Source organism: Rhodopirellula sp. MGV (assembly GCF_002251265.1).
GTDB classification, from domain to species: Bacteria; Planctomycetota; Planctomycetia; order Pirellulales; family Pirellulaceae; genus Stieleria; species Stieleria baltica_A.
Genome location: NZ_NPDI01000050.1, coordinates 111,878 through 135,320, shown reverse-complemented (window position 1 = coordinate 135,320; position 23,443 = coordinate 111,878). Strand labels below are relative to the sequence as shown.

Genomic DNA, 23,443 nt, shown 5'->3' with positions numbered 1-23,443 from the left:
GCAGCTTTTGCCATGCCCGCTGCCACAGTGTGTTGTCAGTAGCGTTGATCACGCGTTGGCAATGATCGCTTCCAAACGAAACAACCGCCCCGATCGACGCCTGCTAACCATCGGCGTCTTGGGTACGAGCGGGAAAACATCAACCAGCTTGATGCTGGCCACCATGATGAAATCGTTTGGGATGCGTGTCGCTTACCAAACCGACTTGGGCAGTAGCGACGGCGTCATGACAGACACCTGCGAACAATCGCTGCCATGTGGTGAAGCACTGATTAATTGGCTGGGCGAATCCGCAGATTGCATGTGCAAAGCGGCCATCATCGAAATCGATGATCATTCGGCACGTACTGGCGGATACGATGCGATCCAATTCGATGTCTTGGTGGTGACTGGCAAAGATGCACCTGGCGAAGACTTCGGCCCCAGCTCGCTACAATGCCTGACAGACCGATTGACAACTTCCGGCGTCATTATCGCTCCCGAAGGCAACGAGCGAATTGACCGTGTGATCGCGCAAGCCGACTGCCAAAGCCTTGGATACGGAACAACCACCGGTTGCGAATTCGGGGCAAACATCATCGACCAGTCTGGCGGCATGTCCACGATCATGCTCTCCGCCGGTGACACCAGCGCGATGATGGAAACGGCACTCTGCGGCTATACAATGGCGTCAAACATCGCCGCGGCATCAACCCTGGGTGTGCTCCTCGGTTTTTCAGTCCATCAAGTTGGCGAAAGCCTGTCTTCCTTGCGAAGCATACCGGGCCGTTGCCAGCGGATGGTTGACTTTGGTCGGGCAACAGTCGTCTTGGAAAATGGCGGTCGCCCCGATCGAATTCAAGCGTCACTACGAACCGCTCGCGCAACGACGGTTGGCGGACAGACTTGGTGTGTCCTTTCGCTCGGTGATTTTTATGACGCACACGAGCTCGCACGAATCGGTTCGATGATCGAACGACACTCCCATCGATGCATCGTGACGGGCGACTCGGATGACGAAGCGTTCTTGCGACGAGCACACCTGATTCTTGACGGTGTCAAAGATTGTGCGGCGATTCGCTTGGTCGCTGACCCTCGAAAGGCGATCAGCTGGGCAATTCGGCATGCCGGCCCACGGGACACGATCACCGTATTTACGAACGAGAAAGCGAAGTCACCGAAACGCGATCGCGAAACATGGGACGAACTGAAAAACATCGTTGAAACCGAACGTCAAAGTGTCGAGTATCGCGAGCCTGTTCCGGTTCACGGAACCAAGGTCTCTCTAAAGCTCTACCGATAACCAACGATGACACGCTGGCAAAACCGTTGACCGGTTTTGCCAGCACTTCTTAGCAGCGATTCATCCTGCGTTACATTCCCCGCTGATGGCTGGTTGAAAGGTATTGCAAACGCAATTGAAATCGGCGTGAGGGAAAGACCTCACTGGCCAAGGGCAAACCTGTGCGCTTGGGGGTAACCACAACCTATGCTCCGAATTGGACACAGTTACCATGTTTACCCTCGAGCCGATTTCCTTCCATGCTGCCTCTCCACTCTTCAACATCCTCGAATGATCTGCGATCTATCGCGGATGGTAGCCAAGATGAGCACGGCCAGGCAGTGCTCTCCATCTTGTGGAGATTCCGATACCTGGTTGCGATTTGTGTTGTCATCGGTGTCGGTGTTGGGCACTGGTATCATCGCCAAAAGCCAGCGCAGTATCAGGCAACGTCCAAGCTCATGTTTCGAAGCGACGCCCCGATGGCGTTGGACACTTCGACAGGGCTGATCCGCGGCGGCTTGCCGAGTGGGCAACTGCTGAAATCGCTGATCAACTCTCGCGCCATTGTCGGCCGCGTCAAGAACGACAGGCAACTCCGTGAAGTCGCCGCCGTACGCGGACTGACCGACCGAGAAGTCATGCGACTCGTTCGCCAACGGATTCGCTTTGACTCGGTCACCGATCTGAAAGATTCACACGATCGATTGATCGCAGTGCTCTCGTTCGAACATGACGACCCGCAGGTATGCGAAGCGGCCGTCGATGCGGTGAGCCGCGCGATCGGCGCCCACTTTCAAGAAGAGCGTGAGTCCACGATCAACGAATTCACACGGTTGATCAACAAGGCTCAAGACAAATTGCTTCCCCAGCAGCTTGCACTGGAACGCGACTACAAAGAGTTTCGCCGCGAAGCGCCCCTTGAATGGGACACTCAAGGCAACGTGATTAACCCTCACCGCCAACACTACGACCACCTGCAAACGATGCGTCAAGGGCTTGAACGCCGTCGACGCCAACTCGGCACAGAGTTGACGTTCGTCACGAACATGCGAACGCAACAACGACACCCTGAATTGGTTGCCCGTGTCATTAGCGAACTGAGCGACGAAGCACACGACTTGGGTGATGTCCCGTTCGGAATGCGAAAGCTGATGGACGTGAAAGAAGATATCGGTATCCAGCAAATCGAGATCGAAAAGTCCTTGGTTCCGCTGAAGATCAAACTCGAACAAATGCAGATGGCCTTTGGCGCATCTCACCCCGAAGTCGTTTCGCTCTCAACACAAATCGAAGCGTCTCAACGTCGCCTGCATGAACTGAACCTAATGGGGCAGCAGCGGCGAAAGGAAATCGCCCCCGAAGACCTTCCAACAGAAGACGGCTCGTCGCCGACAAACAAGTCAAACGCATCGGAACTTGTCGATGCATTCATCTGCGGGCTACAGGAACGATTGAAGGTCACGCAAAAAGAAATCGACGATTTGGATTTGCAAATCGAAGCAGAGAAACGTGCGGCCGACGAATTGAAGCACTTCGAAGAAGACGAATCGTCGTACAAACGTCGAATCGCAAGTGTTCAAGGGATGCTGATCCAGCTCGAAGAACAACTCGCGGGCTTGAAACTGATTGACATGGATGGTGGAATCATAGTCGATCAACTTTGGGGCAGCGGCGGCGCCGCGCGGATCGGCCCGGACCAAAAGAAAGACTTGCTCGCCGGCGGAATGATTGGGTTCATTCTCGGCGGTATCCTTTCGATCTTGATCGAGTTCTGGTCGATGACGTTCCGCAGTGCGGATGAGGTCCAACGGGCTTTGCGAGCTCCAGTCCTAACGCACATTCCTGTCGATAGCAGCCGTGTGAAAGCACACGATTCGATGGACGGCGAAAACGGGTCCAGCCTGTGTGACAAAATTTCGGTTGTCCATCGACCACACTCACCCGCGGCGGAAGCGGTGCGGGCTGTTCGTACGGCGATCATGTTGGAACGCAAAAAGAACGGAAGCCAGGTCTTCCAAATCACCAGTCCGTTGCCTGGTGACGGCAAAAGCACGCTGGCCGCCAACGTCGGTTGCTCGATCGCACAAACCGGCAAGACAACGCTTTTGATCGACCTTGATTTGCGAAGTCCGCGGCTATCGCTGCGATTCAACCTGCAGTCTGACAAGGGCCTTGCGAACGTTCTCAACGGCGAGATCGGTATTTCCGAAGCGATCCACGAAACCTCGATCGATTACTTGGATGTGTTGCCCTGTGGACCGCTTCCGGCGAACCCCGCGGAAGCACTGACGATGCCCGACTTGGTCGAGATCATCGCTTGGGCCCGTGACCGCTACGACTGCATCATCGTTGACACGCCACCGTTGTTGATGGTCAGCGACCCGTCGATCGTGGCTAGCTACGTCGACGCCGCGATCATGGTGATGCGAATCGCGCATCGTTGCAAACCAAACGCCAAGGAAGCACTGTCGATGCTCCGCTGGTCGGGCACACGTGTGATCGGTGTGGTGATCAACAAGCTCAGCCCACGCAACCAAGCGTACAAAGCGAGTGCCAGTGGCGGATACCAATCGATCGGCTATGGCTACGGCGACAAATATCGCCGTCGCTATCAACGAGAAGTCAACTCGAAAGACACCTACATGATCAAAGCCAAGGGATCGACACACCGCGTCGATGGCCCTGAGCTTGACCTGGAAGCGGATGCGGTCGTTGATCCGGTCGACATGGCCGAAACGGGCGCTGTCAAAACGCCAACCTTCAAATAGGAACCTGCCGTAGGTCCGACGGCACCGGCAGAACGCCCGGTGCCGTCTCCGAAGACTCAATCGCCGTTCTATCCGGCGTCGCGGTACCAACCGAGCTCGTCTCGGCCGTCACCGTCCCAGTCGCCCACAACAGGCTGGCTTCCTGATTCGACTTCGGGAAGATCAAACTGGTCGTCGGCGGCGGTGATTTGACGATCGCCGTCGGTATCAATGATCACGCGACGACCACGAATGACACCGATTTCGTCAATTCCGTCGCCATCAAAATCGCCGACGATCGGAGTGTCACCGGGTTTACCGAACTCGAAGCGTTCCTCGCCCAGTTTTCGCCTTCCGTCACCTTCCGCATCCAGTACCCAGATCCCGGCTCGGAAGATACCGATCTGGTCGATGCCATCACCGTTCCAGTCACCCGTGATCGGCGTGTCGACGTCTTCTCCATATTGGAAAACGTGGTCGACGGCATCCGCGCGTAAACTGGCATCATCACCATTTCGCACCATCTGGCGACAGTCTTCGGGAAGCGTTTCGATGGAAACCAATCCGAGCGTTTTACGATTTTCGAGGAAGCGGCGCCAACGGTTCGACGGGTCGGGCAACCCGGCACCGGCTTTGATGCGACGCCAATCGCGTTCCCATTTCCGGCCGAATATGCCGATGTCGTCTTTACCATCTCCATCCCAGTCACCGACCACTGGGCGGTCCATTTCGGTTCCCAGCATGATCCACAAATCGCCTTCGTCCCAAACGCCGTTGCCGTTCATGTCGACATACCAGTGGCCTTCGATGTAGATCGCGACCTCGTCAGTGCCGTCACCATTAAAATCACCGGCAAGACCGATCGCATCTTTGGCACCAAGCTGAATCGCTTCGCTTTCTTGGCGGACCTGACCATCAATCGTCAACAGCTTCCAACTACCGCGATCCTTTTGATGCCCCGTACCGTCGTCGCCAGATTCGGTGCGCATCGCGACTTTCAGAAACGATTCGCTTGACGCGATCTGGCCACGTGGATGACCGCCATTGATGACACTCAAGTGCCAAGTCACGAAGTCGACCTCGCCCAAAATCGAAGGCGGGAAAACACGTTCGGGCACCGGAATCGAATAAATCGGGTCAGGAGTTTTGAAGTACTCGATCACCGGAGGCGCGATGGACTCCGGCTCGGGCGTTTTGAGTGTCAAAAAGTTATGTGGCGGCTCTTCCGGTGGTGGCGGAGGCGGCGGTGGCGGAGGCGGCTCGACGGGAGTGACATTCACACGAACTTCGCTGAACAAGTTCTCATTCGATACCTGGCCCGGTGAAACATGCACTCCCAAAATCGTGTCGGAGTTTCCTTGTGGGACAACCGATCGGATCCACTGCGTCTGGAATTCGCTGTACTCATCCGCCTCGTTGACGGCCAATCCACCGGTTGTTCCCGGCGTGTCGATTGAATCTTGCAAGCCATCGTCGCTGGGTTGTGTTTGCGACAACACATACGTGCCGGGACGCAGACCTTTAAACTGAAACACGCCGTCTTGATCGGTGAATACGACGCTTTGTGTGACAGCGTCGCCAGACAAGAACGCGTCATCGCTGAGCGGTTCGCCGAATTCATTCAAAATGGTGATTCGAACGCCATTCAACCGCGTATCATCGGACGTCAGTTGACCGTCTTTGTATTGACGCAAATCGCTGGCCGGAATCTCTTCAGTGGTTTCAATCGCGGCGCCATCGATGAAAACCACGCCGCTGATTTCGGCGGGTGGGATTTCCGGAAAATCATACCCAACGCCCGTCAAGCCGGCCCCGACTTGGATGTTAACGAGGTGATCGTCGCCCGATGGTCGCCCGCCGAGGTTGCCAACAATCTGGCCACCATGAAAGTGCGTTTCTGGCTGGACTTCTTGGATCGCATAAAGACCGCGATCAAGGCCGGTGAACTTATAGAACCCGTTGATGTCCGTCTTGGTCGTTTGCACAACGTTGCCTGACTCGTCAATCAACTTGACAATGACTTCCGCGATCGGGTCTTCGTCAGGATCCATCCGTTGGTTGGTATTCGTGTCGGACCAAACCGTGCCAGACAAACTTGCCGGTTCATATTCGCAGAACATGTAGTCCACAGCATCTTGGCCCGGTGCGAGCGAAACCGCCATCAGGTCAACACCGATGACAGCACCACCGGCTGAACCGAGCACCTGACCGCCTTGAAAATACCCCTCTGGCTGCACTTCGAAAACGGTGTAATCACCACCGCGAAGTCCGACGAACTGGTAGTTTCCGTCCGCATCGGTACGGGTGGTCGCGACGACCGTTCCGCTACCGTCACGCAGCTCGATCAGGACGCCCTGTATTCCACGCTCGAACGGCGATTTAATGCAATCGCCATCATTGTCGACATGCACGGTTCCAGAAAGCGAACTCGGCGGCTCTTCACAGAAATCATAATCCGTCGCATTGATTCCCGTTCCGAGATCGATCTCACTGATCCGGTTGGTGCTAACCACGCCGCCTTCGGATCCCGCTTTGACACCGCCATCGAAAAAGCCTTCGGGTTGGATTTCGACAACGGTGTAGCGTCCCGGTTGCAAATCATTGAATCGATAAATCCCGTCGATCGCGGTTTGCGTCGTACGAACCACGTTGCCGTCCTCGTCCAACAACTGGATCGTCACTCCGTTCAAACCGACTTCATTGGGGTCACGAATACAATCGCCATCAAGATCGACATGCACATGGCCGCCGATCGATGCAGGCAACAGCTCGCCGAAGTTGTACTCAACACCGGCCATCCCTTGCGGAAGCTCGATCTGGGTAATGCGGTCATCACCCGCGACGCCAACGGTTTGACCACCGATCATGCCCGCCCGATCGAGACCATCGAGGTATCCCTGCGGCTGTTGCTCGACGAGCGTGTAGTTGCCCGGTTCCAAATTTTCGAATTGGTAGTATCCGTTTGCGTCCGTTTGTGTGGTCGCGACGGTTGCTCCCGAGTCGTCGACCAACGAAACCGTGGTATTCGCGATTCCTTCTTCGCCGGCATCGCGAGAGCCGTCCATTGATCGATCGTGATAGACGTATCCCGACATTTTCACCGGGGCGATTTCACAGAAGTGATAGTCCGTCCCGATGCCACCTGGCGTCATCGAAATCTGTCGAATCAAAGTCCCGTCGACCGCTTGGCCGTTCGTCACTCCATCGATCTGTCCGGCGTATGAAGTGCCATCCAACAACCCGTCCGGCGTGTATTGATAAATTTTGTATTCGCCGGGTGGGACATCATCAAAACGATAGACACCCATCGGCGTCGTCGTCACTCGCGAGACCACATTCCCGTCCGGTTCACGCAACTCAACGATCACGCCGCCAAGTGGCTCAGCCAGATTGGGATCGTAAGTCGGATAGCACGCTTGTCCGGGGCGAGCCAAGTACACTGCACCGCTGATTTCACCTGTTTCGATCTCTCCGAAGTTGTATTCGATTCCGACGACGCCGCCGTTTAGATCGATGCCGCGAATGGCATCTCCATCCACGTCAGCAAGACCGACAGTCACGCCGCTGATCGTCCCCGCAGTGTCTTTTCCATCGAGCAGCCCCTGGGGCTGTGTCACTTCGATGATTTCGTAAGTCCCCGGTGCAAGATTGGCTACGTAGTAGCTGCCATCGCTCAAGGTCACCGTGGACACGGTTTCTTGGGGCGAGATTGTCTGCACGGGCACGATTTTGATCTGCACACCGGGGATGCCGGTTTCACCAGCTTCGCGGATCCCGTTGTCATTGCTGTCGCGATAGACGTAACCGCCAATCGATGCCGATTGTGCCTCGGCAAAGTTCATATTGATCGCATCGGTATCGCCCAGCGAGATTTCGATCGACGACAACACATCCACGCTTTCGGCGAACCCCGTCGTCACACCCTCCACAGTCCCAGGAATGGCTGCGACACTATAGAGCCCGACCGGCTGCGTCTCGGCGATTTGGTAGTTGCCAGGCATCAACCCCAACGAACGATCGAATTCGTAGTGACCGTTGGCGTCGGTAAAAACACGATGTCCGGTGTCGACGTAGTTGCCATTGGCATTCTTGGCCAACAAAGTCAGCTCGACGTCGGCAAGTCCCATCTCGGAAGGCTGCCAAACGGAGTCGTGATTGTTGTCCAACCATACCGAACCGCTGATCGAAATCGGCATCGGCGTCTGGCCGACCTGCCCCAACGCGGCGGCGCTGCGGTTGGGACGACTATCAGGGCCGGTACCGTCGTCGTCCGGAAGATTCAGCCCATGGACGCGCTGTGGCGATTCATAGTCATTGATAAACAGAACGTCAGCGACGCTGGGCTCGTAGTGAGGTGCTTCAAAAAAGGCTTCGAGAATCGAATCTTGAAATTCCTGACCCGATGTAATCACATCCAATCGATCATTAAATTCATCCAAATCGGACGGCATTCGCAAGACTTCATCGACGTCGATCGTAAATTCCAATCGATCGCCGGATCGAAAATTGGTCAGGTCAAGAATCAATTCCTGTCCGCCGTCGGCAACCGTCGCAGTCGCCGTGGCGACTCGACCGTCCGTTGTTTCGATCTTTAGAATCTTGAAATCGTGCGCACCGAGCTTGCCGCGGCCGCCAACTTGGGTATCAAAGATCGGATCACCGATCGAGAGTCCATCCCCATCTTTGTCCGTGCTGATACGAATCCGATTCAGCGTTGTTCCTTCGGCACCGCCCGTAAAGGACAACAAAAATTTGTCGCCCTGCGAATCGCTGCCGACATCGTTGTCGGACTCTAAGTAGTCAGTCTCTAAATAAACGACGCCGACATGGATCGGGTCTGCGGCAAACAGCTCCCGACGCTCCAGTACTTGAGGTCGTACAGGTCGACGCAATCGTTTCTTTTTCAGAATCACTCGTGGCACCTCCGTGTGCCCGACAAAGACAAAGTGAAAACCTAGCGATCGAAGACGTTTTCGCGTTCGGCAATCCGATCCGCGCCACCAATGATGCTGTCGAGTTGCCACTTGCGAAGCGTCGCGTCATAGCCACCAGAAAACAGCTGCGTCCCGACCGAAGCAAGCGAAGTGATCGTTCCGGTGTGACCCGTCAAACGCTGAACCACCGTTCCCGTCGACATTTCCACCAGACTGATGGTGTCATCACTTCCGGCAACGGCAACAAACTTTTGATCGATCACGCAAACCGCGTACAGCTTTCCGTCGGCAACCGGCGTGCGACGAATCACTTCGCGAGACTGCGTGTCAAACAACGTCAGTGCGCCATCTTCGCCAACCGACGCCAGAACGGGAGAAGCCCCAATGAACTGCATGTCATGGGTCCGCCCGTTATGAATCGCGTATTCGCCGATCAACGAGTATTGCTGACGTTCAAACAGATGCAGCTTTCCGCTACGTCCGGCGACTGCCAAGACCTCACCGTCGTGGCGATATTCAACCGATCGCAGATCCGTACAGTCGCACAGAACACGCGGATGAGGATTCTCGGCGGCGTGCCCGATGATGAAAACTTCGTCCGTAAAGCCGACCGCGGCCAACTCCTTGCCATCCGGCGAAAATCGAACGCCGGCGAATGCATGGGTCGTCGGCATCCGTTGCTGAATCGACCAATCGCGACAATTCCAAACGATCAGCTCGCCATCGTTGCCGGCCGAAACCAACCTGCGGCCGGTACGATCAAACTGAATGCTTTGAATCAAATCTGAATGCCCTGTCAGCAGCACGTGTCGGTGCAAGTTCGGTACATCCAAGATTCGGATTCCATGGTCATCACCCGCAACCGCGATCGTTTTTCCTGCCGGGCCGACAGCAATCGCTTGGATGATTGCTCCATCAAAATCAGCGCTGACCGGTTCGAGCCGGACGGTCAGACTGACTGGAGTTTCTTTTCGGTAAGACGCATCAACTGCTTTGACGGTGGGGGCGTCGTCCGCAGAAGCAAATCGCGTGTGATGTAAAACAAGTCCACCGATCGACAGGCTAGCCATCTGTCGCCGGTTTAAAATTTGTCGGCTTGCTGAATGAAAAAGTCGCATTTGATACCCCCAGTTGGCGACTGAAAACCATGACAACACCGTGGAACACGACGGGGCCGGTCCGCGGCTGAACGACTCGATGGCGCTGCCATCCAAAACGCTGCCATCAAACAGATTGCGATGTCGCGAGATGTGTCTGAGACGACGTGCCCGAACCACGCCTTCAAGGTCGGCGCAGTCCGAGACATTTCTCTCATCGGCATATTCGTGTGATCGCCATTAACCGGTCAGGCAAGAAGAGCCGGTTGATAGCAAACGACCAGGCTCGAATTAGGGGATTGCGTTCCGGCCAACGTTTCTGATGGCGTTTACAACTCTAGAATTTTGCAAGGGTGCCGCGATCAACACTGTCATAAATTGGGGCAAGCCGCCGTTCCCTGAAACGGATTCCGTGAAAACACCATGCCGTAATGAGCGAATCGGCCCTGATCGGCCCTGATCGGCCTGACTGACCTTTCGATCCTTGGGGTCGACTTGATACAAAGTCCGCATTGGCGGGCGAATTGATGCGTTTGCCTCTTTAAACTCCGTATCCAAAGCCTTCAAGGACGGTGCTTTTGGCTATGAAAAAGCGACTCAATCGCGGTCAATCCCTACTGCTAAGCATCCTTTGTGGTGCGTGTTTTTCGGCAACTCCTGCGGTGGCACAACAGCCACAGCAAGCCGCCGGTGCCAAGCAGCAAGCGGCGACGCAGCCTTTCCCGCCACTTTCGCCGCAAGAACAGGCAGAGCTCGATCGAGTCCTGACTTCCTGGCAAGCGAAAAGCCAGTCGACCAAAACGCTCGAGTGCACCTTCGAACGCTGGCACTTTGACCTGCTGGCCGCTCCAGCTGGTGTTCATGCCCACAAAGCCGAAGGCGTCGTCAAATACGCGAACCCCGACAAAGGTTTGTTTCGCGTCGACAGCATCATGTTCTACAAAGGCATGAAGAACGGCGCCCCTGAATACGGCACCACGACAAACAAGTACGGCGAGTACTGGATCTGCAACGGCGTTGAACTGATCGAATACGATCGCGAACAACGGCACTGCAACGTGCAATCACTGCCACCAAACATGCAGGGCACGAACATTTTCAACAGCCCGCTGCCGTTTGTGTTCAACCTTGATGCCGCACAAATCAAGCAACGTTACTGGGTTCGCCTGGAAAAGGCCCCGAAAGCAAACACGTACTTGGTCCAAGCATGGCCCAAGCTGCAAGAAGACCGTGCACAATACAAACTGGTCCAGGTTGTCTTGAGTGCCGAATTTGAACCGGAAGTAATGATCATGTACGCCCCTAACTTTCACGAGAAGTTGGCGCCTCAGTGGGATCACTACGAATTCAGCAACGTCAAGCGTAACGCAATCAACGCCGGGATCCGCCAATTCATGGGCAACTTCATCCCGCAAAAACCGCCAGCGGATTGGAAGATCAACCGCCAAGCGTTCCTGCCGCCTCAGATCGCGACAGAATCGCAGGGCGGTGCAGCCAACAATGGTTCAATCAAGTAACGACTGATCCGACCTCAACTCAGCTGACCGACAAAGAAAACGGGCGAGACTTGAACTCAAGTCTCGCCCGTTTTTCGTTAGCTGCAATGAAAGCGATCAAGCGACGTTCGCCCGCGTGATCAGCGTTTGAACACGCAGGCGTCCGCTAGGTCTTGGCCTAGAGGTATTCGCGGTTCTTGACCAAACCGGGCATTGGGATGCTGTATTTACCTTGGTCGTTGGCTTGCAACGGTGCCGGTCCATCGATGGTCAGATCGGCGACATTCGGCGCGAACTCGTGGTCGTGCTTCATGAACTCGTCCAGCGTGATTTCCTGGCCGGTGTGAGCGGCCATACGTCCCATGCTGGTGACAGCACTGGCCATCACACCACGCTCGACTTCGTTGTATTCGCGGTCTTCGCGAATCGCGGCGATCAAGTCGTCCCATTCCACTTGGTATGGGTTTGGTTCTGGTTGTGGGAACGCCCAGATCTCGTTCTTGTCTTCCATCACTTGGTTGCCGAACAGCTTCGAACGGGCCGGCGTGTGCGACGCGGTCGAGATGATTGCCGAACCCTTGGTGCCATGTGCGAAGCTAGCGAATTCGCGTTTGCAACCTGGGATGGTACGTCCGTCGACGAACAGCTTGGCACCGTCGGCGAAGGTGTATTCGATCGAGTAGACGTCGAAGTTTTGGTCGATGCAGCCATCGCGGTAGTGACGTCCGCCACAAGCGATTGCCTTCACTGGCCAAGCGTCCTTCATCCAGCACGATTCGTCGATGTTGTGGATCAGGAAGTCGCTGACCGCACCACCGCTGAGCCACAAGAATCCGTGGAAGTTCTTGATTTGGAACTGCAGTTCGTTCAGGTCACCGGTGTTTGGCTCAACCGCTGCGGTCGCCGTTGGGCCAGCCATACGGTAAGCGCGCATCATGGTGATGTCGCCGATTTCGCCGTTCATAATACGGTCATGAAGCTCTTGGCGAGCGGGGCAGTGACGGCACATCAGGCCGACGCCGACTTTCAGGTTTTTCGCCAACGCGCCCTTGTTGATTTCCAAGAAACGTGCCGAGGTTGGCGCGTCGATGGTCACGGGCTTTTCCATGAACACGTTCAAGCCACGCTCGATCGCATAGGTGTAGTGCACCCAGCGGAAGGCAGCAGGCGTAGCCAAGATGACGATGTCACCTGGCTCCAGAGCGTCCATGACCTTTTTGTAGCTGTCGAAACCGACGAACTGCCGCTCTTCGGGAATGTCGACTTTGTCTTTCAGGCTGCTGTTGGTGGTCAGCGAAGCCAAGGTGCTTTTGACTTTGTTTTCGAAGACGTCCGCCAAAGCGATCATCTTGACGGGGCCACCGTTCTCGACCGACAACGATTGCATTGCGGCACCGGTACCACGTCCACCACACCCAACAAGACCGACCTGAATCGTGTTGTCTTCGGCAGCGTGAACAGTTTGGGTGGCAGCTGCCGCGATCGTCAACGCAGCGCTCGCAGCCGTAGATTTCTTAATAAACTCTCGACGATTGTTGTCAGTCATCTTGTCAAAACTCGCGGGACGTGGGGTAGAAAACTTTAACGCTTGTGTGTGATAGTCCATCGACGTGGGTCGATGCTCAATTCAATCCAATTGGCCGAATCCGCACAGCGAACATGCCGATTTGGCTGTTGCGAACTGATTCGGCCGTAAGATTCGTTCCAGCCTATTCTTCAGGATCTTTCTGCTCTGGTTCGGTCTTGTCCCATTTGGTGGAACGTGCCTCACTCGAAGGAACGTTCAATGGGCGAACGACACGGAACCCAACCGACAGTGCATCGGTGTGATACCAAATGCTCTTCGGTTCCTGAGGGTCTTGCTGTTTCCAATCTTCGTTGGATGCCTTGCGAGCTGCACTACGCAGGACTTCCGGATCATCATCCCAACCGCCACCACGGACGATACGTGGGTAGAGCGTCTTGGGAACCACCAAGGGGTTCAACGTCTCTTTGATTTTGTCGTAAGGGGTGTACTGGTCCAACACCCATTCGCTGACGTTGCCGTGCATGTCGTACAAGCCCCATGGGTTGGGCTTCTTCTGACCGACGCGTTGCGAGGTGTCTTCGCTGTTGTCATAGAACCACGCGTGCTCTTCCAGTTCGTCGGCGTCTTCACCAAACGAGTAAGCAGTGTCGGTTCCAGCGCGGCAGGCGTATTCCCACTCTGCCTCGGTTGGCAGACGGTAGTAGCGTCCGGTCTTCGCCGACAGCCATTCACAGTAGGTGCGTGCGGCGTGTTGTGTCATGCAGATCGCGGGAAAATCTTCGCGTCCCATACCGAAGCTCATGTCGGTGTAAGGCTCGGTCGGTTTCGAAACGCCGTCGACAGCGACGTCACGAGGTGTCTTCGACTTCGAAAGCATCTTACGCATCCGTTGGTCGACCGACTCGTTCCAAACGTCGTACTGCTCCCAAGTGATTTCGAACTTGCCCATCCAAAACGGCTCGACTTCGACTTCGTGCTGAGGGCCTTCGTCCTCGTTGCGATCGTCTTCGTCTTCGGGGCTTCCCATCATGAACTTGCCACCGGGGATCGGCACCATTTGGATCTTCTGATCGGTGTGCTCGATGATTTCCCCGTAGGGCTTCATATCCGCTTCCGTGGCTGCGACCGCATTGGGTACTTCAACCGGGGGAACGTCTTGTGGCGAGTCTGCCATGACGGACAAGTTTGTGGAGGCAACGAGTCCAAGTAGCAAGATCGGGCGTATCACTACAGTATCTGGTTTCTTAGGAGTCATGTGGAGCGAAGAAGACCGGTGCTTCAATCGCGTAATAGTCTGTCCCCATATTAGTCCGCATCGGAAAATTCGGGAGGGTAGGAATCTTGACTGCGGGTGATTCCCAGCACCAAAGGGGCGAAACCGGACGTAAAACGGTGTAAACCTGCCCATTCTATAGCCAGCTGGGACTGGGAACAGACCACCAGACGCCACGTCAACTTCGAGGTCAAATTCACAAAATCGGCGTTTCTTTCTTTACACAATACAGCGTCCGATCGCTGCGAAGGAGCAACCGGTCGGCCGCAATCGCTGGCGTCGCGTTGAATTGCTCGCCTTCGTCGCCCAGCCGATTGATCGCCAACTCGCGATACTCGCCTGCGGCATCGATCACCAGTACGCCACTATCACGCGTCGTCAAAAACAAGTGCTTGCCGTCGCTGACAATCGACGCATAAACACGACTGCGGGTCGGCAACCGTTCACGAAACACCTCCTGCCCCGTCGCCACGTCCAAACACAACGCGATCGACTTGTCATGCGACCAGAACACGTGACCATTGACGACCACAGGAGTCGTCACGTTGGCACCGCGAGATTGCTCCCACACTAAGTGCGACTCCGAGACGTCGCCTCGTCCGCCAGGCCGAATCACAAAAGTCTTACTGGATCGGCCGCCACTGCAATAAAGCATTCCGTCATTGACGACGACACATGGCACGACGTAATCCTCGATCGCGTCGCACCTCCACAGTCGCTCGCCACTGCTCGGGTCAAACCCCAAGATCGCGTCTTTTTGATTGACGACAAGCTCGTCACGTTCGCCCAACGAAACGATGGTCGGCGTGGTCCAAGCTCGCTCGATCTGATCAGCTTGCCAGCGAACTTCGCCACTGGATTTTTCCAATGCGTACAGCGTCCCCGACTCGATCGACGCGTTTTGGATGACTAACTCGTCATAAAGGATGGGGCTCGCCGCCGCACCGAATCCCGCCGTCTTGGTCCCAAGTGTTCGCTGCCAACGCATCTCGCCGTCGAGTGACACGGCAACCAATCCCGATGGCCCAAAGAACGCATACACTCCCGAATCGTCGACACACGGGGTCGGCGACGCATACCCATGCTCGCCCAATCGCTTGCCGTACTCCTGCTCCTCGGCCGAAGGCTTGATCACACAATCCCAAATCGGTTGGCCGGTGTCCAAGCCATAGCACAGCACATGCAATTGCAAGGCTTCACGATCCCCCGGTGATTCCAAGTCAAATCCGTATCCGGTGTAGGCGGTCAAATAAACTCGCCCATTCCAGATCACGGGGCTGCTGCTACCGCGTCCGGGCAACTCGGTTTTCCACGCAAGGTTTTTCTCATCGTCCCATTCTGTGGGTAAGTCGGCCTGCACAACCCCGCTGCCCGACGGACCACGGAAACGATTCCACTGGCGTGCGATTTCCGCCGAGCTCTCTTCCGCACACGCGGACTTGGCGGTGCAAACAAAAGCCGCCAAAACGCCCGCTAACAAGATCGCCTGAGCGGTAGCTCGAGACAAACCTGAAAGAATGACTCGGCGAGTGTCGCGTTGTTGGTTTCGGATGGAGTGCATGTAAATTGGCGAGACGAGGAATGGAATAACGAGTGTTGGCCCAAGGGGCATTTTACCCGACGATGGGGACGCATCTTGACCGGAAGCGGACGCGGTCGTGCAACTTGCAAAAAACGATCACCTGAGAAAACCCGCGGGGGGAGCGGTCATTTCGGCGACTTTGCTGGTCGGCTACAATTCCGCACGCGAATCGCAAGGGATCCTGTCGATAGTCGCATCCATCACCCGTTCACCCACCACAGCTTTCAAAGTTAGGAACACAGATGTTCAAAGGACTCGGAAACCTCGGCAATATCGCCTCGCTGATGGCCGCGTTCAAAGACCTGCCGGAAAAGATGCAGCAGCTGAATCAGCAGATGCAATCCGAACACGTCACCGGAACGTCGACTTGCGAGCGAGTCACGGTGACGGTGAACTGCGTCGGCGAAGTCCAGTCGGTCACCATCACCGACGAAACACTGACAATCGTCGAAACCGAAGAAGCGACGCTGCACGCGACCAATCAAGCCGGCGCGGCTGCCAAGCAGCGTTATGCCGATGCGATTCGCCAAATGGTCGCCGACATGAATCTGGACCTGCCTGGCATCGAAGGCTTGTTGACGTCATTCACCGGACGCTAGGCAGTCGACGTATTTTTTCAATTAGCGCCCGTTTCTCTGGTTTAGCATTCAATCGTGGATAAACACGAAGGCGCCGTTTCCCAGCTGGTCGACCTGCTGGGCAGACTCCCCGGCATCGGTCGAAAAAGCGCCGAACGATTGGCGTTTCACCTGCTACGCGTTCCCGAAGCCGAAGCACTTGCGTTGGCCGATGCGATTCGCAAAATCCGTAGCGACGTGCGTTACTGCGCCCAGTGCTTCAACCTTTGCGAACAAGAGCTGTGCTCCATTTGTCGCGATGACGAACGCGACCAAACGCGAATCTGTGTTGTCGAACAGCCGCGTGACCTGATGAGCTTGGAACAGTCGAAAGCTTACAACGGGCTATACCACGTCCTACTCGGACGAATCGCACCACTCGATGGGATCGGCCCAGACCAGCTGACGATTGACGCTTTGGTCGACCGGATTCGCGCCGGCAACTTCACCGAAATCATCATGGCGACCAATCCCACCGTCGAAGGTGACGGCACGTCGCTATACATCAGCAACTTGCTGAGTGAATACCCGGTTCAGATGACTCGCTTGGCCCGCGGCATCACTGCCGGCAGCGTCCTCGAATACGCCAATCGCGAAATGATTGCCGATGCGATGTCCGGGCGGCAAAAGCTTTAGATCGCCCAACGCCTCTTTTCGAGCAGCCCCGATCGACCGTTGCTCCATTCCACAGCGGTCGGCAAACCCCGCGTCGGATTGCCCCGTGGCGTGAAATTCTGACAAATTCAGTGAACATTGCGTCAGACTCCATAACGCGTGTCCAGTGCCCTGCGAAGCCACAATGGTGAGGGGTTTTCCCACCGATTACGTTCTAGGACTAGTTTACTGTCATACAATTCGTAGGCGTTCTAGTGCCTGCGGAACAAATTCCGGCCGTAGTTGGCCAAATCGCACGAAGTTTGGCACAAGATATGCTCGCCAACTCGCGAAAAACAGATATCATGGGAGCATCTCGGTGGATGCCGGAATGCCTCATGGTTTTACGATTAGAACAAGAGGCGAGGGCGCATCCCTCCACGTAAAGACATATTTCATGAGCGGAATGCGAATGTCGATGGGCCTGCAGGCCCGATTAGTTCAGACCCAGAAACTGGCTCCACGGATGATCCAGTCGATGGAGATCTTGCAACTGCCGATGCTGGCGTTGCAAGAGCGCATCGAACAGGAGATGAACGAGAATCCATTGCTGGAACAGCAAGAAGTCGAACCCATGGGCGTCGATGACCTCGACGACATGAGTTCTCGTGACAATCGCAGCGAAGATGAAAAGGAATTGGTCGTCCGCGATAGCGGCGACAATTCCGAAGACTTCGAGCGTCTTCAAAACATGGTTTCGGAATTGCCGAGCACTTTTGACGATTCATTTCGTCGCTCGAGCAATCGGATGCAAGAGGAAGCGGACCGACGCCATGACCTGATGGCCAACGCCCAATCGCGACCAGAGTCGCTGAACGACTTTCTTCTTCACCAATTGGCTGAACTCGACATTCATGACGAAGTCGAACGAGTCGCCGAACGAATCATCAGCACCTTGGACGCGCGGGACGGTGGTTATCTTCGCACCCCGTTGGCCGATTTGCTGCCTAGCGACCATTCTGCCGAAGACTACGCCCTGGCCGAAGAAGCACTCCGCGTCGTGCAATCTCTCGAACCGATCGGTATTGCGGCACGCAGCCTGAGCGAATGCTTACTGGTTCAACTTCGACCAGAGTTCGAACACTTCGACGAAATGCACAAGTTGATCGCCGAGCACCTGGAAGACCTGGCGGCCAACCGTTTGCCGCAAATCCAGAAGGCGACGGGCTACTCGATCGAACTGATTCAAACAATTCGTGAAGAGTTGCAAATGCTGAATCCCAAACCGGGAGCGGCATTTATGGAAACCTACGTGCCTAACGTCACCCCAGACATCATTCTGGAACAAGACGACAACGGCGATTACAAAATCCGATTGGATGATGATCGCGTCCCCACGCTGCGGATCAGTGAATACTACCGTCGCCGCCTGCAAGACCCAACCTGCAGCAACGAAGAACGCGAATACATCAAACGCAAGATCAACGGTGCCCAGTGGCTGATCGAATCGATCGAGCAGCGACGTAGCACGCTGACAAAAGTCGCTGAAGCAATCGTTGCCCACCAAAAGAAGTTTTTCGAAGAAGGCCCCGAAGCGATCGAACCGCTGAAAATGCAGCAAATCGCAGAAAAGGTCGGCGTTCACGTCACCACGGTCAGCCGCGCGGTCAATGACAAGTGGATGCAAACGCCACGCGGAATCATCCCGTTGCACCGCCTGTTTGTCGGCGGAACACAGACCGAAGACGGCGAAGATGTCGCCTGGGACACGATCCGGCTGAAACTCCAAGAACTGATCGACAATGAAGACAAGAGCGATCCGCTGAGCGACGAAAGCTTGGTCAAGCGATTGGCCGAAGAAGGCATGACCGTCGCGCGCCGGACCGTAACCAAGTATCGAAAGCGAATGGGTATCCCCAGCAGCCGTCAACGCAAGGACTGGTCACTGGCCAAGAAATAACGCCGGATGTGAAAGGACGGCTACAACGCACGGTTAACGCAGTTGTGAAACCAAACGCAACTGCGTTCGTTCGTTAATAGACAGATTGATTTATGGACGACCCAACCGAAAACATTCTCCCGCCCGAAAGCGACGCTCCGACCGGTACGCCGGAAGCGTCCGAAACGCTTGGGTTCGAACACGCCAGCCGTAAAGTCAGGACGTTTCCACAAACCCCTGGCGTCTACCTGATGAAAGACGCAGCCGGACGCGTGATCTATGTCGGCAAAGCAAAGAATCTCCGCAGCCGAGCCGGCAGCTACTTCCTAAAAGCGGCCGCCGAAGACGCGCGCACCGCGAATTGGATCGGCGACATCGCGGATATTGACTTCGTTGATTGCGAAAGCGAAGTCGACGCGCTGCTGATGGAATCGCGGCTGATCAAAGACATCCAGCCCAAGAACAATAAAGATCTCAAAGACGACAAGTCGTTTCCGTATTTGATGATCACCACCCGCGAAGATTTTCCACGTGTCGAAGTCACTCGCGAACCCAAAGCAAAAGGGGTCAAACTCTATGGCCCCTTTGCCAGTGCAGGAGCCCTTCGCGGAGCAATCCAGGTCCTGCAACGGATCTTTAAATTCCGCACTTGCAGCCTCGACATCTCCGAAACCGACGAGCAATGGAAATGGTTTCGCCCGTGCCTACTGGCAAGCATCAACCAATGCACTGCGCCGTGTAACTTCCGCATCAGCAAAGAAGACTATCGCCGCGACATCAAACGCCTGCAAACGTTCCTGGAAGGCGGCAAGAAACGCCTGCTTAAAGAGATGCGTGACGAAATGCTCGCCGCCAGCAAGGAACTGGATTTTGAACGGGCAGCCGTGCTTCGTGACGAACTCCAAATGCTGGAACGGCTCGAAGAACGCGGTGAACTGGACACGCACGCCCAACCGGAAGTGTTCTACATCGATCCAAAGAAGGGCTTGGCTGGCCTACGCAAAGTCTTAGGTCTGAGCGAGACGCCACGAGTCATCGAAGGGATGGACATCGCGCACCTCGGTGGCGGCGAAACGGTTGCCAGCTTGGTGCAATTCATTGACGGCCTACCTTTCAAACCGGGTTACCGCCGCTTCAAAATCAAAGACGTCGACGGCATCGATGACTTCCGAAGCATGTATGAAGTCGTCTCACGACGGTTCCGACGACTTTCAGATGAACAAGAATCGTTCCCGGATATCCTGCTGATCGACGGCGGCAAAGGTCAATTGAATTCGGCAATGGCGGCGTTCCGCGATCAAGACATCACGCCGCCAACGGTGATTTCGCTTGCCAAACGCGAAGAGGAAATCTTCCGTCCTGGCGAAAGCGAACCACTGCGGTTGAGCAAGAATTCGTTCGCACTTCGCTTGCTCCAATACGTCCGTGACGAATCTCACCGATTCGCCCAGCACTACCACCACATTCTGCGCAACAAGTCGACCTTCGACCGATAGGGCGGCGCGCTGCAAGGAACGACTTCTAGTCTGCTTCTACATCAGCCCTGTTACAGCGCCCAATTCACTGATTGGCCGACCCGAAAGCCGGCACAAAAGCCCGGCTCACTTCACGTGATGGACCAACACGCAACTCAAACCGAACACAAAACATTCGAAAGAGTTGCTTTGGGCGAAAATTTTCAAAATTAACTGATGATCGATTTGGCCAATTGAAGCGTGAAACGCCGTCCATTAATCGGGATTAGGGGCAAACCGTTCAAAACTAGCAACCAAAATCGTTCAACTCGGCGATAGCAACTGTGAAGCCTTAAGCAAGGCCCAAATTTTGATATTGGTGGATTTTGCGTTTCGCCATAGACTCTGCGTATTCAACAACGAGGCGGGGCAAACCTGCTAAAGCGTTTTGGAAGATGAGTTAGCAGCAGGCCAAATTGTTGGATAAACGTTGGGGCATTGGACGCATGATGCGTTCAAGGTTGAGTCGCATGACGCGATCGAATGAGATGGATTTTATTTCGACTCGATTGTCGGCTCTTATTGCACCTCAGTGGACCTGTTTCAAGGTCCACTGGGGTTTTTTCATGGACTGACCGAAACGCCTGTACGTAAACAGTGATCGCAAGACTTCCTTGCTACCGCGAGGCAGTGATTACACCATCGCTGCAACTGAAATCAACAGCGGATAGACGCTTATTCGCTCGTGTTCAGACAGTAATCTTCGATCAGACGTTTCGCGTCTTCTTTTGAGATCGGCTTGACCAAGTACTCTTTTACAAAGCCAAACTTGGCCGCCCGGTCACGGTCATCTTTGAAGTTGGACGACGTGTACATCGTGACGACCACCTCGCGGTCGCTCTGTTTCCCAAAGTGCTCTTGAATCGCTTCGAGGACTTCAAAACCGTCTACACGTGGCATGTTGATGTCGAGCAGAACCAGTGTTGGCGGTGGCGGATCACCCATCACACGCGTGCGTTCGTCATGATCGATGAACTTTTCAAGAAAGCGGTCACCGGCAGGAAACTCAACCACCTCGACTTCATAGCCCAACATCCCAATCACTCGTTTGGCGAGGTATCGGTCGGGTTCACTATCATCGACGACGACAACGGAAATGCCCATTGTGGACCTTATTGAGCGGTGTTCGCTGGCAGGGGGAGTATCACGGTGAAAATGGTCATGCCTTCGGCACTACACACTTCGATCGAACCTAATAACTGCAGCACATTCTTCTTGGCAATCGCCAACCCCAACCCACTTCCCGGGATATCACTGTCAGCAACACGCTCGAACGGTTCAAAAACCCGGACGTGGTGCTTCTCAGCAATCCCGATGCCGTTGTCAGCAACTGTCAGATGAAACCCGTCAGGCTCGATCGCCGTGATCACTTGGACGATCTTCTCCGCCTCCGACTTCTTCTGGAACTTAACGGCATTGGAAAGCAAATTCTGCAAAATGATATCAAATCTCGCGGGGACTGTTCGGATCGGTTGCTTGTGCGCTAGATAGGTCTGCAAAGAGACATTGCCGACATCTAGCCCAGCCCAAATCTGCTGCAAGTGCTCATCGACATCAATCTCCTCCCAATCAGACTGCATCATGTCCGACTTTGCTAGTCGCAAAGTGTCTTCGATGCGCGTCGTAAGTGTTGCCGCAAGATCCGTACACTTGATCAAATTATCACGCACTTCCGGGATCGCACCGGTGTCGAGATCGACCAGACAAAACTGCAGCAAGCCGAGGATAGACGTCAATGGAGCCTTTAAATCATGCGATGCACTGTACGCAAAGTGCGCAAGTTCTTCGTTTAAACGCAGTAATTGCTCGTTCTTTTCCTGAGTGCGTTCCTCACGCGCCTTGCGATCGGTCGTGTCAATGATCGTCGCCATTGTCGATCGCCCCCCTGTTTCATGGATGGGGGTTAACGCAATCTCGATAGGAAACTCAGTTCCGTCTTTGCGCAGTCCAAAGAGGTCGCGTCCGAACCCCATTCCCCTTGAACTGTGATCGGCAAGATAGCTGGTTCGATAGACAGAGTGCTTTCTGCGATAGCGTTCGGGCACCAGCATTTCGATCGAACGACCGAGAATTTCCTCGGTATCGTACTGAAACATCTCGCCAGCACTCACATTGGCCAATTCAATGATGCCTCGTTCATTGACCTGGATCATTGCACTCGACGCAGCGTTCAGAGCGCGACGGATGAACGCCTCGTTCTTTTTCCGTTCGCGAATATCCAGCACCGAGGCCAACACTACCGGATGGCCTTTCAGTTTTAGATGATCGAGTCCAATCTCGACCGGCAATAGCGTCCCATCTTTACGAACCCCATAGAGTTCGCGGCCGGAACCCATCTGGCGACTGGTCGGCAATTCGAAATAGGCATTGCGCAAATCTTGGTGATACTGGCGCGCATCCTTCGGCACCAAAATCTCGACCATTTTGCCGGTCAGTTCGCCACGTTCATAGCCGAACAGGTCGTCCAGGCGTCGATTCGTTTTTAGTATCACACCATCGGCCGATGCCAACAAAATTGGTACCGGGCTAAGCTCTGCATCGATCACGAATTGATCGCGCTTGTCCATCTAAACGAATGCCTGCTGAATTGGAATTGTCACCATTGCCTGTCGTCGTGAAACTGAGCGGAGCACTGTGCCGAAAAGTCACAATTGCTAACTTTATCACCATTAGCTGATTCCCATTGGAAACGAAAGACGTTTTCGACAGAGGAACGAGTGAACTTCTCATTCGGCGACATGATGCGTTTCCTGAGTCCCCCGTGGACGTGGGCAGCTTTTCCATTGAAAGTTGCCCAGATCAGTCGCATCAATTGCTCAGCGTTTCCACACCAATCAGTGAATACTCGTCAGGCAGCC

14 protein-coding genes are annotated in these 23,443 nt (G+C 54.9%); 7 read left to right on the top strand and 7 right to left on the bottom strand.

What is annotated here, in order from left to right; all coding sequences use genetic code 11:
* Positions 1 to 1,282, top strand: a 1,282-nt coding sequence (locus CGZ80_RS18380; RefSeq protein WP_158222766.1) for a glutamate ligase domain-containing protein, incomplete at its 5' end; no start/stop codon positions are given.
* Positions 1,283 to 1,722: 440 nt separating this feature from the next.
* The gene (locus CGZ80_RS18375; protein ID WP_158222765.1) at positions 1,723 to 4,032 is read left to right on the top strand and encodes a polysaccharide biosynthesis tyrosine autokinase; all 2,310 of its coding nucleotides are present in this window, start codon (positions 1,723 to 1,725) and stop codon (positions 4,030 to 4,032) included.
* Between the two features lie 68 nt (positions 4,033 to 4,100).
* Here CGZ80_RS18375 and CGZ80_RS18370 read toward each other — a convergent pair whose 3' ends face one another.
* Positions 4,101 to 8,924, bottom strand: coding sequence for an SdrD B-like domain-containing protein (locus CGZ80_RS18370; RefSeq protein WP_233148509.1), 4,824 nt, complete (start codon positions 8,922 to 8,924; stop codon positions 4,101 to 4,103).
* 41 nt (positions 8,925 to 8,965) lie between these two features.
* Entirely contained in the window at positions 8,966 to 10,015 is a 1,050-nt protein-coding gene (locus tag CGZ80_RS18365; protein WP_158222764.1) for a WD40 repeat domain-containing protein, read from the bottom strand.
* Positions 10,016 to 10,626: 611 nt separating this feature from the next.
* Here CGZ80_RS18365 and CGZ80_RS18360 point away from each other — a divergent pair.
* Positions 10,627 to 11,559: a TIGR03009 domain-containing protein gene (locus CGZ80_RS18360; RefSeq protein WP_094417114.1), complete on the top strand. Its 933-nt coding sequence runs from the start codon at positions 10,627 to 10,629 to the stop codon at positions 11,557 to 11,559.
* A gap of 157 nt (positions 11,560 to 11,716) precedes the next feature.
* Here CGZ80_RS18360 and CGZ80_RS18355 read toward each other — a convergent pair whose 3' ends face one another.
* The 3 genes from CGZ80_RS18355 to CGZ80_RS18345 form a co-directional block, all read right to left on the bottom strand.
* The gene (locus CGZ80_RS18355) at positions 11,717 to 13,144 is read right to left on the bottom strand and encodes a Gfo/Idh/MocA family protein (protein WP_198953729.1); all 1,428 of its coding nucleotides are present in this window, start codon (positions 13,142 to 13,144) and stop codon (positions 11,717 to 11,719) included.
* Positions 13,145 to 13,247: 103 nt separating this feature from the next.
* Positions 13,248 to 14,240, bottom strand: coding sequence for a formylglycine-generating enzyme family protein (locus tag CGZ80_RS18350; RefSeq protein ID WP_233148508.1), 993 nt, complete (start codon positions 14,238 to 14,240; stop codon positions 13,248 to 13,250).
* A gap of 295 nt (positions 14,241 to 14,535) precedes the next feature.
* Positions 14,536 to 15,900, bottom strand: a complete 1,365-nt coding sequence (locus CGZ80_RS18345; protein WP_158222763.1) for a PQQ-binding-like beta-propeller repeat protein — start codon at positions 15,898 to 15,900, stop codon at positions 14,536 to 14,538.
* A gap of 263 nt (positions 15,901 to 16,163) precedes the next feature.
* Here CGZ80_RS18345 and CGZ80_RS18340 point away from each other — a divergent pair, with 263 nt between their 5' ends.
* The 4 genes from CGZ80_RS18340 (at position 16,164) to CGZ80_RS18325 (ending at position 20,567) form a co-directional block, all read left to right on the top strand.
* Positions 16,164 to 16,520 carry a YbaB/EbfC family nucleoid-associated protein gene (locus CGZ80_RS18340; RefSeq protein ID WP_094417108.1) on the top strand — a complete coding sequence of 119 codons (357 nt, stop codon included), beginning with the start codon at positions 16,164 to 16,166 and terminating at the stop codon, positions 16,518 to 16,520.
* A gap of 54 nt (positions 16,521 to 16,574) precedes the next feature.
* On the top strand, positions 16,575 to 17,174 hold the full coding sequence (gene recR, locus CGZ80_RS18335) for a recombination mediator RecR (RefSeq protein WP_094417106.1): 600 nt from the start codon (positions 16,575 to 16,577) through the stop codon (positions 17,172 to 17,174).
* Between the two features lie 424 nt (positions 17,175 to 17,598).
* Entirely contained in the window at positions 17,599 to 19,092 is a 1,494-nt protein-coding gene (gene rpoN / locus CGZ80_RS18330) for an RNA polymerase factor sigma-54 (RefSeq protein WP_094417141.1), read from the top strand.
* Positions 19,093 to 19,184: 92 nt separating this feature from the next.
* Positions 19,185 to 20,567, top strand: a complete 1,383-nt coding sequence (locus tag CGZ80_RS18325; RefSeq protein ID WP_094417104.1) for an excinuclease ABC subunit UvrC — start codon at positions 19,185 to 19,187, stop codon at positions 20,565 to 20,567.
* 693 nt (positions 20,568 to 21,260) lie between these two features.
* On the opposite strand, the gene CGZ80_RS18320 is transcribed toward CGZ80_RS18325, so the two are convergent.
* The gene (locus tag CGZ80_RS18320) at positions 21,261 to 21,689 is read right to left on the bottom strand and encodes a response regulator (RefSeq protein WP_094417102.1); all 429 of its coding nucleotides are present in this window, start codon (positions 21,687 to 21,689) and stop codon (positions 21,261 to 21,263) included.
* Between the two features lie 8 nt (positions 21,690 to 21,697).
* Complete coding sequence (locus CGZ80_RS18315) at positions 21,698 to 23,152, bottom strand: sensor histidine kinase (protein WP_094417100.1); 1,455 nt, start codon at positions 23,150 to 23,152, stop codon at positions 21,698 to 21,700.
* Positions 23,153 to 23,443: the final 291 nt, after the last annotated feature.